At 39.8% G+C, this 16553-nt stretch carries 15 protein-coding genes; 2 read left to right on the top strand and 13 right to left on the bottom strand.

Features of this window, described 5'->3' with window-relative positions:
- Positions 1 to 5: 5 nt before the first annotated feature.
- The 13 genes from R2Q94_RS02120 to uvrB all read right to left on the bottom strand — a co-directional run bounded on the left by R2Q94_RS02120 (position 6) and on the right by uvrB (position 14642).
- Positions 6 to 782, bottom strand: a complete 777-nt coding sequence (locus R2Q94_RS02120) for a DUF3108 domain-containing protein (RefSeq protein ID WP_316819778.1) — start codon at positions 780 to 782, stop codon at positions 6 to 8.
- Between the two features lie 30 nt (positions 783 to 812).
- Complete coding sequence (locus R2Q94_RS02115; RefSeq protein WP_316819777.1) at positions 813 to 1328, bottom strand: DUF2480 family protein; 516 nt, start codon at positions 1326 to 1328, stop codon at positions 813 to 815.
- Between the two features lie 63 nt (positions 1329 to 1391).
- On the bottom strand, positions 1392 to 3488 hold the full coding sequence (locus tag R2Q94_RS02110; RefSeq protein ID WP_316819776.1) for a peptidylprolyl isomerase: 2097 nt from the start codon (positions 3486 to 3488) through the stop codon (positions 1392 to 1394).
- 128 nt (positions 3489 to 3616) lie between these two features.
- The gene (locus tag R2Q94_RS02105) at positions 3617 to 4189 is read right to left on the bottom strand and encodes a hypothetical protein (RefSeq protein WP_316819775.1); all 573 of its coding nucleotides are present in this window, start codon (positions 4187 to 4189) and stop codon (positions 3617 to 3619) included.
- Between the two features lie 7 nt (positions 4190 to 4196).
- Positions 4197 to 5507: a hypothetical protein gene (locus tag R2Q94_RS02100; protein WP_316819774.1), complete on the bottom strand. Its 1311-nt coding sequence runs from the start codon at positions 5505 to 5507 to the stop codon at positions 4197 to 4199.
- Complete coding sequence (locus R2Q94_RS02095; RefSeq protein WP_316819773.1) at positions 5470 to 6225, bottom strand: type III pantothenate kinase; 756 nt, start codon at positions 6223 to 6225, stop codon at positions 5470 to 5472. Before R2Q94_RS02095 ends, R2Q94_RS02100 begins: the two co-directional genes overlap by 38 nt.
- 98 nt (positions 6226 to 6323) lie before the next feature.
- Positions 6324 to 7304 (bottom strand): DUF6427 family protein, encoded by a 981-nt coding sequence (locus R2Q94_RS02090; protein ID WP_316819772.1) that lies wholly within the window; start codon positions 7302 to 7304, stop codon positions 6324 to 6326.
- Positions 7305 to 7333: 29 nt separating this feature from the next.
- The gene (locus R2Q94_RS02085; protein WP_316819771.1) at positions 7334 to 8320 is read right to left on the bottom strand and encodes a glycosyltransferase family protein; all 987 of its coding nucleotides are present in this window, start codon (positions 8318 to 8320) and stop codon (positions 7334 to 7336) included.
- A gap of 29 nt (positions 8321 to 8349) precedes the next feature.
- Positions 8350 to 9201: a UDP-2,3-diacylglucosamine diphosphatase gene (locus tag R2Q94_RS02080; protein ID WP_316819972.1), complete on the bottom strand. Its 852-nt coding sequence runs from the start codon at positions 9199 to 9201 to the stop codon at positions 8350 to 8352.
- 249 nt (positions 9202 to 9450) lie between these two features.
- Positions 9451 to 11928 (bottom strand): hypothetical protein, encoded by a 2478-nt coding sequence (locus R2Q94_RS02075; protein ID WP_316819770.1) that lies wholly within the window; start codon positions 11926 to 11928, stop codon positions 9451 to 9453.
- Between the two features lie 87 nt (positions 11929 to 12015).
- A complete protein-coding gene (locus R2Q94_RS02070) occupies positions 12016 to 12285 on the bottom strand; it encodes a DUF4834 family protein (protein WP_316819769.1) in 270 nt (89 codons plus the stop codon).
- A 93-nt stretch (positions 12286 to 12378) separates the two neighbouring features.
- Positions 12379 to 12576: a YwbE family protein gene (locus R2Q94_RS02065; RefSeq protein WP_316819768.1), complete on the bottom strand. Its 198-nt coding sequence runs from the start codon at positions 12574 to 12576 to the stop codon at positions 12379 to 12381.
- 2 nt (positions 12577 to 12578) lie between these two features.
- Positions 12579 to 14642, bottom strand: a complete 2064-nt coding sequence (uvrB, locus tag R2Q94_RS02060) for an excinuclease ABC subunit UvrB (protein ID WP_316819767.1) — start codon at positions 14640 to 14642, stop codon at positions 12579 to 12581.
- Positions 14643 to 14797: 155 nt separating this feature from the next.
- Between uvrB and R2Q94_RS02055 the strand changes: the two genes are divergently transcribed.
- Together R2Q94_RS02055 and upp are read left to right on the top strand one after the other, a co-directional pair.
- Positions 14798 to 15841 (top strand): DUF7033 domain-containing protein, encoded by a 1044-nt coding sequence (locus R2Q94_RS02055; protein WP_316819766.1) that lies wholly within the window; start codon positions 14798 to 14800, stop codon positions 15839 to 15841.
- A 67-nt stretch (positions 15842 to 15908) separates the two neighbouring features.
- Positions 15909 to 16553 carry a uracil phosphoribosyltransferase gene (upp, locus tag R2Q94_RS02050; RefSeq protein WP_316819765.1) on the top strand — a complete coding sequence of 215 codons (645 nt, stop codon included), beginning with the start codon at positions 15909 to 15911 and terminating at the stop codon, positions 16551 to 16553.

Genomic DNA, 16553 nt, shown 5'->3' with positions numbered 1-16553 from the left:
TTTATTTATTTTACGATCGCCAAAGGATACTTCAATCCTTCCACTGATTTAATTTCCATAGTCACTGCGCCCACAATAATCTCCACCTGGGCCTTTACAGGCACCCTGTTTCCATCATCAGTGATCCACAGGTATAATCTACTGTCTTTTCTAAAAACCCTTCCAGGCTTAATAGAAGGGCTAAATTTCAAACATCTGATTTTGCCCATTTTTGTTTTAATGACTTCCCGGCCAATAAATTCGATTTGAAGCTGATTAATTTCATCGCCTAAAAAGTAGTTTAGTTTCACCTCATCTCCTGGGTTCAGCTTACTGATGTCCAGACTTCTGGCGAAATAATAGGCAGACACGAGGTCGAATGTTTGTTTATCAGGAGTTTTAAAAGTCCCTTTTGTAGCCACCACCTTTTGCTCATTCTGATAAAATCTGGCTTTATCCTCTCTGCGATACCCACCTTCCCGGATTTTCTCCTGGTAGAAATAAGGCTTAAGGTTTACCCGATCGATATAAGAATCATAATGGTCTCTTACTTTATAAAAAATATCGAAGGAACCTGAGGTCTCTCCATCCACGGAAAGCCGGTAGGTCGGTTTACCATCAAATTTAAGGTCAGAATCCAATACCTTTATGGTGCCTTCGGCAGCGGTAATGAAACCATATCTTAATCTATATTTCAACACTTCCCCTACCTGAAAAACAGGTTCTTTAACAAAAGGAAGCTCCTGAGCCAGACCCCTGAAACTTAATAATGCAATAGTGATGATCAATAATGATTTCTTCATATCAGGATTTAAACAAAAAACACTCCAAACTTAATCCTTTCGCTTATAAATTGGCACAGTAGAACAAGGCTCACCATACATAATGCTTTTTACCACTGGTGTCAGCAAGCTGGTAATCTCCACATAAGCGGAGGTTGGAACGTCGATATCTGCACAGCCCTTAATTACCACACGCTCACCTGCGAAGGCATTCAGGTCAATTTTAGCCAGGGCTTTGCTAAATAACACTGCTTCCAAAGTCTCCAGGCTTCCAAATACCACTTCATGAGCATAAGGTTTTAATTTATTGGCTAGCAACATGTAAGCCCAGGTAGGTACAATTGCGTCGGTACTGCAGATCACTGCGATATTTTTTCCGGTATAGCCAGCCCAATCATGGGTTTTAACAAACTCTCTAAAGTCTTTTTCTCTCAACATGAGTCCATGAAAAAGATTGTCTTTGATATCATAAACCACTCTTTCACCAGAATGGTAATACTCTTCCAGATTGAAGGTGATCAAGCCACTTGCAGCTACTTTGTTAACGAAGTTTTCTTGAATGTCCATGCTTATAAAATAAAAAAACCGGAAGCAAAAATACTTCCGGTTACAAAATTACGTAAAATAAGATTAATAGAATTTCACTCTATTATCTTTTATCTTGGCTTTATCCTGCAATGCCTGAAAAGCTGAACCTAGAGAACGTTGAGCAATACTCTGCATCATCGCTTCTTTTTGTTTGTAGGTATTCGCTAAAGGTGCTGGATTAATGAAGTTATCTACTGTGAACACATATACACCACGCTCACCATCTACTGGTTTAGAAACTTTGCCTGGTTGAGAACCGAATACAGAACCCACCAATTTATTTTCCTGAGCAGCACCTGGAATGATTGGGTTAGCAAACACGATATTCTGAACCGGGTTAACCGCTTTTCCTAATTTCTGTGCTACCTGATCAATATTTCCTGCGCCTTGTACGGCTGCATTTGCTTTTTCCACCAATTGTTTTGCTTTTACAGCATTCATTACCAACGGCTCGATTTCTTTCTTAACTGCTTCTAATGGCAATGTACCTTTTGGATTTACACCAGTTACACGGGCAATCACAAATGCATTATCCATTTGATAGATTTCTTTTAGGATATCACCTTTCTCAGCAGCATACGCATCGCGGATCAACTGACGAGGGTTATCTAAACCTGGAGCGAAACCTTGAGAAGCAGTCACCTTATCGGCTACACCAACAGTATAACCTTTTTTCTGTGCCAGCTCGCTAAAGTTATTGTCTTTCACTTCAGCAAGGAAGCTACTTGCTTTTTTGTAAGCCGCATCTTTAGTTTTATTACTTGGAGAAAGGTTTTTCTCGATATAAGCCAATTTAGCTACTTTCGAGTTTCCTACTTGTTTCTCTACTTTAATCAAGTGCACACCGAACTGAGAAGTGACCACTTTAAGATCACCAGGTTTACCATTGAAAGCAGCGTTCTCAAATTCAGGAACCATTTGTCCGCGGCTGAAAGTACCAAGGTCGCCGCCTTTATCTTTCGAACCATCTACGCTGTATTGTTTTGCCAAAGTAGCGAAACTTGCACCACCTTGAACCAAAGCTTTTAGGGAATCAGCTAATTTGATCGCTTTATCCACACCACCTAATTTAGCTGGATCGATTAAGATATGGCTTGCTTTTACTGAATCCGGAGAGAAACGAGTATCCACAACTTTTACTAATTTATAAGAGTTACCTGAGAATTTAGGGCCATAATAGCTACCTGCAGGAAGATTAAAAACTACAGAATCAACAGCAGGATCTAATTTACCTTTAGTCAGGTACGTATAAGGAACTTTAACATCTGAATTTAAAGCAGCAAATAAAGAATCATTTGCAGCAGTTTTGAAATCTGCAGCTAATTTCTCTACTTGAGTTCTTACCGCAACAGAATCATCTTTTGTTGGGTTAACACTGAAAGTAACATACTCGAATGAACGGGTTTCTGCAGGACTTTCAAAGCGAGCTTTATTGGCATTATAATAATCAGAGTAATCTGATTCTGTCAATTTCACACTTGCATCAGGAATACCAGCATAATCAAGGGCTACATATTTAAAGTTAGCCAGTTTATTACGGTTGATATATTCATCGTTTGCTTCCAGAGTGGTTACATATACTGAATTACGAACCAGGTTCGCATATTTTTGTTGTAAAGCTTGTTTTTCAATTTCTGCCTGCAACATATCCCATTGTTGTTTCAACTGAGGATTTTTTGCCTGTTGCTTTAGAGAGTTGATCACTTCAGCACGGTTTACCTGACCTGTTTGTGGGTTACCAAAATATTGAACAATCAGTGGACTAGGGTTTTTACCTTGCAATAAATCAAACAATTCATCACCAGAAATAGTCAAACCAAGACGGCTGTATTCTTTACCTAAAAGAACCGTTGCAATTTCACCGTTCCAAACGTTGTCTACTGCCATAGCCTGCATTTGGGCATTGCCAGAGCCACCGTATTGTTGTTTAAACTGCGCTAAACTCTGGTCAACTTTAGGACCAAAAGTATCAATGCTAATATCTTCACCGTCAATCGATCCTACAACCTTTTGAGATTCCGCCCAGAAAGGCTTACCTACGTTAATTGCATCACCAACTAAAAATGCAACAATTGCAAAACCGATGGCACCGATCAGAATGTAGCCTGCGCGATTCCGCAAAAATGTCATTAAACCCATAATATTCTTATTTATAAATCCTTTTTAAGAGGGCGCAAGATACAACTTTTGCGAAAAAAAGAAAATATAAAATTGTTTTTGATTAAGTATTTAAAAATTAAGGAAATATGGGCTTTTAAATCCTAAGATTATTCGCCGAAATTTTTGTCAACATAAGTCTCACCATACCCCTGTTCGAAGTTAAAAACGCTAAAATCCTGCGTTGCGCTGAAGTTAATCGCATTGATAACCGTACCATCAGGTTTGGTGATGACTCCTGATGGAGAAAAAAACATTTTTTTGTTTTGATCCCAGGTCAGTTCTTCCGTGTTGAAAGTAAGTTGTTCGTCAACTACGATCACATTGCGTTTAAAGATGATGATTTTCTCCACATCTTTGGAGATCGCATAGTCAGAAGTAATAGAACCTTTGACCTTTAGACTATCGTTAAGAAAATTAATTTTTACCCCTTTAGGCATCTCCTGATAGGTAGCTCCATTCTTAGGGGTAATTTTATCCATGATCGGTGCTGTTCCTTTTGCTTTTACAACAGAAGAATCACTGTAAATGATTTCCACCCCTGTAGTCCTGTCCCGGTTGAGCACCATGTCCTCTTTAGAAAGTGGGGCGGCTTTTTTCAAATCGTCTTCCCCACAAGAACTCAAGCATAGCTGGAATAAGCAAAGTACAGCCAAACCAGAAGGTATGCCTAAGAATCTCATCTGCTGCTTAATAAAGCTTATTTTTAATAAACCAGGTATCATTAAGTGTAAATCCAATATGGAAATTGATGTAATTTTCTTTTACCAATCCATTCGACAACGTTCCTCTTTGTCCGATTTCCGTTGTGAAGTTCAATTTATAGATTGAGTATCGGCTCGAAGCTAAAGGCAATCCCAAACCAAAAGTCACAGCTTGTTGTTTAATATCCTGACCGGCTTTCTGGATATACGTCTTATCGTAAGTATAACCTAAGCGGTAATCGATACGCTCGAAATAGTTATTGATAGAACCCATGTCAGGAGTGTATTGACCTCCTGCAGAAACTCCCCAGCTATCTTGTAAACCTTGATTCACACCAGCAATGGTTAATTTTTTCCATCCACCCATTCTATAATCCGCACCAAACAACCATTTGTTATCCTTTTGAATGGTAAAACCAAAGTTATGCGTTAATGGAAGTTTTAAGTTTGTTTTGGCACCGTTAATATGAGATATCGTATCAGCAACACCGGAATCCTCCCCTTCTGAATCTCTGATGAACTGTGAAGCCAAATAAGATCGGGTAGAATTGATTGTAGAGGAAGCAGAACCAGAGTAGCCCAGGGTAATTCTCTTTTTACTACCTAATTTAATCTCATACTGAGCACCATAAGAGAAGCTCAGTCCACCTACACTATTTTTATTTTGCATCCTGGTGTAAATCGAATTTAACCGTTGTAATTCGAATGAGCTACTGTTTTCGATTTCCCCAAAGATATATTCTACGTTTGCTCCAATTCTAAAGTTATCACCAATAGCCTGACCAATTCCTAAATACGCTTTATTTAAACCACCCTGACCTGTAAATCTGGAGATCGCATTCGAGGTATCAACTCTGCTCGTATTTTGGTAATCATAACCTACTTGTGTAAATGGCATTAAACCAAAACTCAATCCTGTTTTTCCTTGCTTAACAGGGAATGCAAATGCGATATGGCTTAATGAACCATTGAAACTTTTCTCAGAAAGACTTCCTTTATTTAATGTATAAAATGTACCTGATAAGCCAATATCAGCAGTAGTCATATTAATTCCAGGGTAGGACGCTGGATTTTGCATGTTAATATTGTTGTATCCATTCGGCTTATACACACCAGCAGATATTCCACCCATTGCCCTTAACTGAGGAAGCACGAATGGTTTCATATTTCCAAGGCCATATTGTGAATATGGAGACTGAGCTGTAATCTGTGCCTGGGCAGTAAGGCCGGTAAACAAAACTAATACTGCTGCTATATAATTAATTTTTTTGTACATATTCGAAAGCAATGACTTCATTTAATCCTTTTATCACCAGATACGGATCATGAATAATTTGAGGCGCAAAGATGCTGTTTTTTAATTGTTTCAGCAAAAATGCAGCATTACCCCCTGTTATCAATACCGTAAGGTCACTATATTTATTATTTTGTTGAGCGATAAAGCCCTCCACTTCATTAATTACACCTTGTAAAACACCATTCTGGATCGCGGTAGTGGTATTGGTACCTTCCGGTACAATTCCGCCTTCACGATCCCAGTCTACCAATGGCAATCGCCCTGTATAATGGTTTAATGCTTTGAAACGCATGTCTATTCCTAAACTGATACTCCCTCCAAAATACTCATTCTGCGCGTTCAGCAGATCATAAGTAATACAGGTACCTGCATCAATCAGAAAACAATTTTTTCCCTGATGGTAATGATTCGCAGCAATAATTTTTGCCCAGCGATCCAGTCCCAGCGTAGCAATTGTTTGATAATAATTTTTAATTCCTGTGTTCACACCGGTAGAAAAAGGGATATAAACCGTATTGTTTTTCAATACTTCTACGACCTCTTTCAATTCGGGTCCAACACTAGAGATGGTGGAGCAGGTGATTTGGTATTGTTGAATCAAATCTATCAATACCTCCGGAGCAAGTTGCTTAAATACCTGAGTATGAACAATAGTTCTGTCATCAAAAACAGCCACCTTACTGTTTGTATTCCCGATATCTATAACCAGATTATGCACCAAATAATTGTTCTAATAATTGAGCTCCGACTCTAACCTTCATGTCACAAAGCTATTAATCTTTAGCAAGTTTCAAGGCTGTAAATTGTTAAAAAAAGTTAAACAAACAAAAAGAACTGGATTGCCAAAACCAAAATCAGGAATAAGCTCTCGTAAAACCAGCGCTTTTTAGCGTTAGAAAAATAGTAGGCCAGCAGAACAGATCCGGGTGGCACACAGAGCAGGAAATGATAAAGCCTGAAATCCGGCTTGGTATAAACACTGAGAATGGCCAGAACAAACATAATGAACAGCATTTGAAATGCTTTTCTGGTACTGATAAAACTCCTGAAGAAATTCTCCCGCAACTGAATAATGGCCAAAACCATCATGACCAATACCGGCACTAATACCAGATAATCATTGTAATTGATCTTAAATACCGAAGGGAATTTATTCCCTAATGGCAACCAGATTTTATAGAACATCGAGAGGCTATCGTTCCAGTAATAAAAGACCCAAACGAAGAAAAATATAGTTAGAAAGCCAACCAGACCGGCAATCCACTCTTTACCATTAAAGGAACGGTACAACAGTAATGTAAACCAAATCATGGCCAGCATCACAATAAAGGGAAAATAAATGAGGGTACCGATCGCGATGAGCATGCCAATGTCGAACATAATCATCAGGGCATTTGAAGATTTACCCACTTTCAGCAATTTATCCATAATCCAGATCAATAGAAAATTACAGATTAGCGTAGGACTCAACACCAGGAATGGCATAAATAATCCCGCAGCAGTTACATACATTAGTGCAGGTAAGAAATTCGGTTTATTCAATAAACCGTTATTGTTCACGACCCTGTTGAATAAAATTGCCTGAACGTAAATGATAATGGCGGCAAAAAACGCATTGCCTATCGGCGAAAATGTATTCTGAACCGGAATCTGAATAAAAAACTTGGTATAAGGCTCCAGGAATTCAAAATTCAGGTGTTCTGGCGGGTCTGCAAAAATCGCCATGCGCATAAAAAAAGTATATGCGAATAACAGGAGCAGGTTAATGGGGTTTAAATTTCTAAATTGATTGATCATGCCTGTATATTAGGGCAAAGTAAAGCAATTTATCTGGCAAAATCCTTTACTACTTTATCAATTACGGCAGCCGTTTCATCAGGAAAATGGAACTGATGTTCCTGGGCTTGCTCAACCCAGCCTTTAATAATGGGCAGCCAGTTCTTATTGCTAGCCCAGATCACCGGCAAGCCCAATTTCTTCAACGCGAAAGCATTACATTGCTGTTCGTATTGAAATTTCATTGGGGCTACCAACAATTTTTTGCCAAGAAACAATGCTTCTGCGGGGCCTTCAAAACCACCACCGGTGAACAAACCTTCGCAGGAAGCCAGACTTTTGTTAAACAACTCATTGTTAATCGGGGAAACTTCTACATTCCCATCTATATAACTCAATTTGGTATGTTTTGAAAATACCTGCCACTTTATCAGGGGAATCTGTTTAAGAATGGGCACCAGATATTTATCGTCGATTGCGGGTAAATACACTGTATAATGCCCCAGATTACTGATTTTCATATTGCGGATTTCCGCACGAATCACCGGGGTAAAGATAAAATCGTCGTAACGTTCAAAATGAAAACCGACATAGTTCGTTGCCGGTGCATAATACTTCATCACCAATTGTGCCCAGTCGATACTTTTAGGTTTTGGCACTTTTTTAGATTGAAATGAGGCCTGGTGACTTAATCCCACACTTTCTACACCTTGCATACGGCAAGCCCATGCGGTTACCGGCTCAAAATCATTCAGAATCAGGTTGTACTCCTTTAGAGGAACCTTGCGCATATCTTTTACAAAACGAGGAAGATTCATACTTTTCCAGGTTTCATAGTGATTCACACCTCCTTTTTTTCCGAAAACAAAACTAAAACCATGAAGTTGGTATTTCACATTCTGTACCAACTGAACATCTGCCTGAGTACCGCTGATCAGTAAATCCAGCTCTCCATATTTTTGCAATAGTGGGACGATTTCCCTTGCTCTGCTAATATGTCCATTTCCTGTACCCTGAATAGCGTATAGTATCTTCATCCGCACCGAATATCTACAATTTTTACGCTTTAGACAATTTCTAATTTAATCTTTTGGAGCAGCACATTGATATCAAGCTTACTGTGAAGGTCTTCGCTATCGGACAATTCACCTTCTTCCAGCTCCTCCTCTTCAAAATCTTTAGGATCATATTTAAAGACCTTCCAGGATTTTTCTGAATATTCCAATGCCGTCAGATTTTCCACCCAATCTCCACTGTTTAAGTACAGTACTTTCCCCTCATCATTGGCAATCGTTCTCATTTCCGGTTGATGGATATGTCCGCAAACCACATATTGATAGCCATTTTGTATGGCCAGGTCGGCTGCTGTATTTTCAAAACTATTGATGAATTTAACGGCATCTTTAAAGGCCGCTTTAATTTTTTTAGAGAAACTCATTTTCTCTCTACCGAACAGTCCGAGAAACCAATTGGCGAGACTATTGATGAGAATGAGCGAATCATAACCTACTGCGCCTAATTTGGCCAGCCATTTGGAATGCTGCATGGTCACATCAAAAATGTCCCCATGAAAAAACCAGGCCCTTTTACCGTCCAGTTCCAAAACCAATTTATTTTGAAGGTGAAAAGCACCCAGATGCATATCAGCGAATTTGCGCAACAATTCATCATGGTTACCCGTCAAATAATAAACAGGAACACCTTCTACCACAAATTTCATCAGCTTCCGGATTACTTTCATATGTGTTTCCGGCCAGTAGCGCTTGCTAAACTGCCAGATGTCAATGATATCGCCATTGAGGATAATCTGTTTTGGCTTGATACTTTTCAGGTATTTTAAGAGTTCTTTGGCGTGGCAGCCGTAGGTTCCAAGATGAACGTCGGAGATGACCACGATATCGACTGCTCTTTTAGACATCATCTTCCTCCAACCAGAATTCGTAAGGACTGAAAAAGAAAGCAAGCCCTACGACTAAACAAATGATCAAAAACAATTCCTGCATAGGTTTAACAGTTTATGATACAAAAATGCAAAACCAAGATGAAGAGAGGGTTAAGAAATCATTATCTATAACACTTTGGTTAACAAAAAGATGAAATCAAAAACAGTTGCAAATAAAAAGGCCCGATGTGTTCAACATCGGGCCTGCTATCTATTTTAAAAGCCTTATGCTTTTTTCTTTTTCTTTTCAGAGTAGAAGGCAAAACCTAAACCTGCAATTAACAAGATCGACCCTGCTAAAGAGATGTTTTCACCCATATAGTAGGAAACCGGTTCAAATTTGAATTCAACTTTATGATTTCCTGCTTCCAACTGCGCTGCACGCAATACGTAATCTGCTCTGAAATAAGGTTTTTTAACCCCATCTACATACATATTCCAGCCTTTATCATAGTAAATTTCTGAGAATACAGCGATCACATCTCTTGGTGCACTGTAAGAATACACCAGATGATCCGGATGATAGCTGTCTAATTTAATGAAAGCTGTTGGATCTGCACCAAGACGCTTGGTATCAATTAAAGGTTTATACCTAATGTCTACAATCGCTTCCTTTTTAGGATCAAAACTGCTGATTGCTTTCATTTCCTCATCTGCGTCTTTTGCGAATTGTACATTCTGCACAATCCAGGCATGACCCGCAGCCGTTGGATTACGCTGCATTTTATAAGAACCATTTTGCTGATCCTGAGTGATGATGTATTTCGTATTCAACATATCCAATACATCCTGATTTACGCTTTTCGAAAGCTGGCTATCGATCAGTTCCTGATAACGTTTCAACTTAGCTGCATGGTAACCACCAATCGTTTTATGGAATTGTGAAGTACTGGCATCCGAGAAAGTAGAAATAGACAAATCCAACACCCTGTAGTTAGGGTCTTTGTCTGCCATGATAAACGTATCCACATCACGAGGTTGGAAATGGTTCGTCAAATCGCTTTTGTTTGCGAAGTTGCCATTATTTAAATAACGACGATCTACCTGCCAAAGGTCCGTTAGGATCACCAATCCCAGAATGATGATGGTCGTCTGAGCGTTCAGTTTTTTATTGATGAAAGCCCATACCAATCCATAACCAATTGCAATTAATAATAAAGAGCGTAAAGCATCTGCGCGAGCGATATCTGCACGATCCTGAATTAAGGCATTGGTAATACTTTGGGCCACACCGCTGTTATTTTCCAACATCTGGGTCAAAGCCTGTAGCATTTGAGGATGCATAGAAGAGGTGAAGCTGAAGAAGGCAGTTGGCATTACCGCTACCAATAGCGCAAAACCACCAGTAATTGCTCCGGCAATGGTCAGTTTCCTAGTCAGTGTTTTTTGATCATAAGCCCCTTCCTGCGCTTCTTTAATTGCAAGAACTGCTAATATTGGCACCAATAGTCCAACCAGGGCAAGAATAGATTCAACTGCTCTAAACTTGTTATACATTGGGAAGTAATCGAAGAAAAGGTCAGATACGAAAGGTGCATTTTTTCCGAATGACAACAGCATAAATAAGACTGTAGTGCCTACGATCCACCATTTTAATCTGCTTTTTACAATCAATAAACCGAATACAAACAGGAAACATACGATCGCACCGAAGTAATAAGGCCCAGAAGTACCTGGTTTTTCGCCCCAGTACTGTTGCAAGCCAATCTGACCGGCTAATTGTTGGATTGCCTGAGTAGGATCTCCTCCGGTAATACCTTGTAATGCTTTATAAGTATGGCTTTCAGGCTTAACGATCTGGTCGATACTTGTTGCACCACCATATAGATTAGGAATCAGGAAGGTTAAACTCTCCCCTACACCCTGGCTCCATCCGTAGGCATACTCTTTTGAAAGGCCATTTTTCTCTTCAGCTTTATCTGTAGTAATGTTGGATTTTCCGCGGTTAGACTCTAAACCATATTCATAGGTAGTCCATAGTTTACCGGCATTGACCATTAAGGATACTAGTAAAGCAAGGCCTAAGAACATCATAGACTTGCCAAAAGCGGCCATTTTCTTCTCTTTAAGGGCATGGTAAACTTCGATACCGATGAAAATCAACAGCGCAATCATCAGATAATAAGTCATCTGGATGTGATTTGCCCGAATTTCCAATGCCAGGAATAAAGCGGTTAAACTTCCTCCCAACCAATATTTCCCTCTTAAGGTCAGGATAACACCTGCTATAATTGGCGCAATAAAAGCAATGGCCAGAGCCTTATTGCTATGTCCGGCGGCGATAATAATAAAATTATAGGAAGTAAAGGCAAAAGCAATTGCACCTACTGCGGCGAGCCATGGGTTTACCCTAAGCACACAAAACAGCAGATATGCACCAACCAGGTACAATAAAACTGCATCTACAGGATCAGGAAAAATGGCTTTAATGCCAGAAATCACATAAGTTGCTGCATTCATTGGGTGTTGTACCCAAATTTGATAGGCAGGCATACCGCCAAACATCTGATTGGTCCAAAGAGGGCCTTTGCCATCTTTAGCCTTATAATCCATAATTTCTTTAGCAGTAGCTTTTGCCTGGATGACGTCACTTTGTGCAGGGGCTTTTCCTTGCATTACAGGACTGAAATAGACAAAACAGATGATTACAAAAAATCCAATGATGGCCAGGTGGATGCCATTCGCTTTTAACCAATTATTCATTAAGGTTTGTTTAAGATTTAAACTAAGCCCAAAAATATAAAATTGGAACAGATTAGGAAGGAAATTTATCGATTAGACTAAAATACTTTACTTGACTTCCTCGTAATCTACGAAATCACCTAGTTTATCTGTTTTACCACCTTTAGTTTGAGGTGGCATATAATCAATAGTAATCGAGCCCTCAGGCTTGCTGTCTTGCTGTCTGGCCTGGCCTTGAGCTTGTCTCGCCTGGTTTTCAGCCTGACGCTGTACCTTGCTAAACATACTTTTTAATACCATAGGAAATATCAGACGCAAAATTAAGCGCAACAGATAAAGCACTAAAAAGGTGATTACAATAAATTTTAAAAATGCCATTGTGTTAAATTAATATTTACAAATATAGACGGAATTAGAATTTCATTATTACAAAATTCCGTAGATTATTGCTTTTTGATTACAATAAACGGCCTAATCTTCTACAATTTCGGCCACACGGCCCACCTGTCCATCTTCCAAACGCACCTTAATTCCCCTGGAATGATAGGCCGATGAAGTGAGTAAATTGGCTACAATTCCTCGGGTTAGCTTTCCTGTTCTCTGATCCTTTTTAAGGATAATTTCTACTTCCAATCCTGGATATATATCTTTTCTGTTTTTTCCGTCCATTGTTATTTTATAGGTTGTTCAGCCTTTGCTGATTTACTAAATCTTTCTTCAAATACTTTTTCCATAGCAAACATCTCATCACGAAGTCTTGCTGCCATAAGGAAATCCATTTCTTTGGCTGCTTTAGCCATTTCTTTACGTGTTTTATCAATAGATTTCTGCATTTCCGCTTTAGACATAAACTGTACAATCGGATCTGCAGCCATGCTTACTTCATCTACTTCCACGTAAGCTTTTGCTCTTGTCGCATTTCCCGAGAAGTCCAATACAGAGGTCTGCTCCAGAATTGCTTCCCGGCTTTTACCTACTGTTTTTGGAACAATGCCATTCTCCAGGTTATAGGCGATTTGTCGCTCACGACGCCTATTCGTTTCGCTGATTGTTCTTTCCATGGATTCGGTGATCCGATCTGCATACATGATCACTCTGCCCCGATCGTTACGCGCAGCCCTTCCTATGGTCTGGATTAAAGCCCGGTCGGAACGCAGGAAACCTTCTTTATCAGCATCAAGGATGGCCACCAATGAAACTTCCGGCAAATCCAGTCCTTCCCGCAATAAGTTGATCCCGATCAATACATCAAATTCACCAAGGCGAAGTCCGCGGAGAATCTCTACCCTTTCCAGGGTTTTAACTTCGGAGTGAATGTAACGGCATTTGATGTTCAGGCGATCCATGTATTTAGTAAGCTCCTCTGCCATTCTTTTGGTCAAAGTCGTCACCAATACCCTATCCCCCATTTTAATGGTTTTATCGATCTCATCCAACAGGTCATCCACCTGATTTACGGCGGGTTTCACCTGAATTAATGGATCCAATAATCCTGTAGGACGAATCACCTGTTCAATTACTACCCCTTCTGTTTTCTGCAGTTCATAATCTGCAGGGGTAGCACTTACATAGATCGTCTGAGGCGCAAGCCGTTCAAATTCATCAAAATTCAGAGGTCTATTGTCCAGTGCAGATGGCAAACGGAATCCGTATTCTACCAGCGACATTTTCCTTGACCTATCCCCACCATACATGGCGCGAATTTGCGGAACGGTTACATGGCTTTCATCGATCACCATCAGGTAATCATCTGCAAAGTAATCCAGCAAACAGAAGGGTCTCATCCCTGGCGATCGACCATCAAAGAATCTGGAATAATTCTCAATTCCTGAACAGTAGCCGAGCTCTTTCATCATTTCAATATCGAAAGTCACCCTTTCTTCCAGTCTCTTCGCTTCCAGCATGTGCCCATCCGAGATCAGTTGATTTTTTCTAATCTCCAGTTCTTCCTGAATTGCCCAGATAGAAGTGGTAAAACGGTCTTTTGGAGTAACGAACAGATTGGCAGGATATACGGCCATATCTTCCATCTTATCTAATGTTTTTCCGGTTACCGGATCAATCAGACTGAGTTCTTCAATGTCATCGCCAAAAAAGGAAACGCGATAGGCTTCATCCAGATAGGCCGGAAAAATATCAACCGTATCACCTTTTACCCTAAATGTTCCACGTTTAAATTCTGTGGTGGTTCTGGCGTATAAGATTTCTACCAGGCTATGTAAAAAGCTATTTCTTGAGATCCTGGTTCCTACAGAGAAACGGAATACTGATCTGGAAAAATCTTCGGGATTTCCCATACCATAAATACAGGAAATCGAAGAAACCACGATGATATCTCTCCTTCCGGACATTAAGGCAGAGGTAGTCCTCAGTCTGAGTTTCTCAATTTCCTCATTAATACTAAGGTCCTTCTCTATATAAGTATTCGTACTGGGCATAAATGCCTCAGGCTGATAATAATCGTAATAGGAGACAAAATAATTGACCGCATTTTCAGGAAAGAACTGTTTAAATTCTCCATAAAGTTGCGCCGCCAAGGTTTTATTGTGACTTAAGATTAGGGTTGGCTTTTGAGTTTGTTCAATCACATTGGCGATGGTAAAGGTCTTACCCGAACCTGTTACCCCAAGAAGTGTCTGATAATTCTCTTCACCATTTACTCCATCCACCAATTGCTTAATTGCTGTTGGCTGATCTCCGGTTGGTTTATAGTCTGATACAAGCTGAAACTTCATGTGTAGATTTTCTTATTTATCTTGATAGTGACTTCGAAAGCTACAAAGATAAGGAATTATTTGCTGTGGATGGGGAAGTCCGGATGAACAGGCGATCAAATCAAAATTCAAACAATTTTAATTTTCAAATGTATAAGTAAAACAAAATCACAGCCATGAAGCTACTTATTTATGCTCCATTGATCAACCCTCGTATCAAATACATTTTCAATTTCATGTTTAACGAAATCCTCGGACTGGAGTTGGAATACCCTAAAAGCCTGGAACAATTTCTCCATGCTGATGTACCAAAGCTGTGTTATGCAAAACACCCAATTCAAAAGACCCTGTTTTTTAAGAGCAGTGGACTGCTTACAGAACATTCTATCAAACGACAGAAAATTAAAACCAGCATTTTCGGGACGCAAAAGGTACCTTTTGCAGTAGAAGGGAGTACCTTACCATTTGATCCCTTTGCTGCTTCCTTCTATTTCCTGAGCAGATATGAAGAGTACCTGCCTTTTAGGCAACAGAAAAGTCCTGGTTTTCCTGCGAAATTAAGTCTGCAGTATAAACTGGGCCTCTTACAAGTCCCGGTCATCGATGAATGGGCGATTATTCTAAAAAACATATTACACCTGCATTTTCCAAACCTTAAATTTCCTAAAAGAAATTTTAGCTTTAAAGTGGCTTATTCCCTGCATCTGGAACAACAGCCTGCAGCTCATCCGCTTAAAAAGGTCTTTGGACTAATCAATCAATTGGTAAAAGAACGGTTTGGAGGAAAAAGAAAAGAACAACAAATGACTGATATTCGTCAGTTGATTGCGGAGATGAAAAAAAGCGGGCAGGCTAAAACACCGGATTTCTTACTCCCAAACACCCAGCAGCACAGCAACTGGGAAGAAGTATTGATGCTTCCGAAAAGTTACATCAAACTCAGCACAAAAAATATCAGCAAAGATTACAGCATGTACTATTCAGATACTCCTGGATTCAGGGCCGGGACCTGCAGTCCTTTTTACTGGTACGACCTGCAAATGGAAAAACAAAGTCAATTGAGGGTATTTCCTTTTGCAGTAAATTATGCTGGAATTACCGGCGGGAAAAAAACCAATAAGGATCCATTGTTGTTACTTAAAGAGTTAGTGGATCATGTAAAGCTTGTAGACGGCAGCTTCTACAGCCTTTGGAACCATAAAATAATTGCGCTCGCATAATTGATATACCCATTCATCTTGCTTATTTTCAACCGTTTTCTTCTGCTTATCCTTAATTCATAGAACGATGATTTTCAACCTAGACAAAACCAGCTCCATTGCCAATGTATTCCTTGCCGAACTACGTGATGAAAACATCCAGAAAGACGCCATGCGTTTCCGAAAAAACATGGAGCGATTGGGTGAATTTTTCGCCTATGAAATTAGTAAAACCCTGGAGTACGAAAGAAAAGAAACGCAAACCCCTCTAGGCGTGGCAAAAACAGCCTATCTACTTGAACAGCCGGTATTAGCGACGATATTAAGAGCTGGAATCCCATTGCATCAGGGTCTCCTGAACATCTTTGACCAGGCAGAATCTGCTTTCATTACTGCTTACCGAAAAGTACATAAGAATGGGAACTTCATCGTAGAGGTCGAAAATGTTTATTCACCAGACCTGAATGATAAGGTGGTCATCATAGCAGACCCAATGTTGGCAACAGGCTTAAGTATGGTCCTTTGCTGTAAGGAATTATTAAATAGATACCGCATCAAGGAACTTCATATTGTCTGTGCAATAGCCAGCTCAGAAGGCATCAACCATGTGAAAGCCAACCTTCCTAAAGCGAAACTATGGTTTGGGGCAATTGATGAAGAAATGACCAGTAAATCTTATATTGTACCCGGATTAGGCGATGCAGGAGACCTCGCCTATGGTGTCAAACAATAA

Origin of the sequence: Pedobacter gandavensis (genome assembly GCF_032678465.1) — a bacterium.
In the GTDB taxonomy this organism is placed as follows: Bacteria; Bacteroidota; Bacteroidia; order Sphingobacteriales; family Sphingobacteriaceae; genus Pedobacter; species Pedobacter gandavensis_B.
The sequence above is the reverse complement of the archived record's forward strand: the minus strand, read 5'-3'. Positions and strand labels throughout refer to the sequence as shown.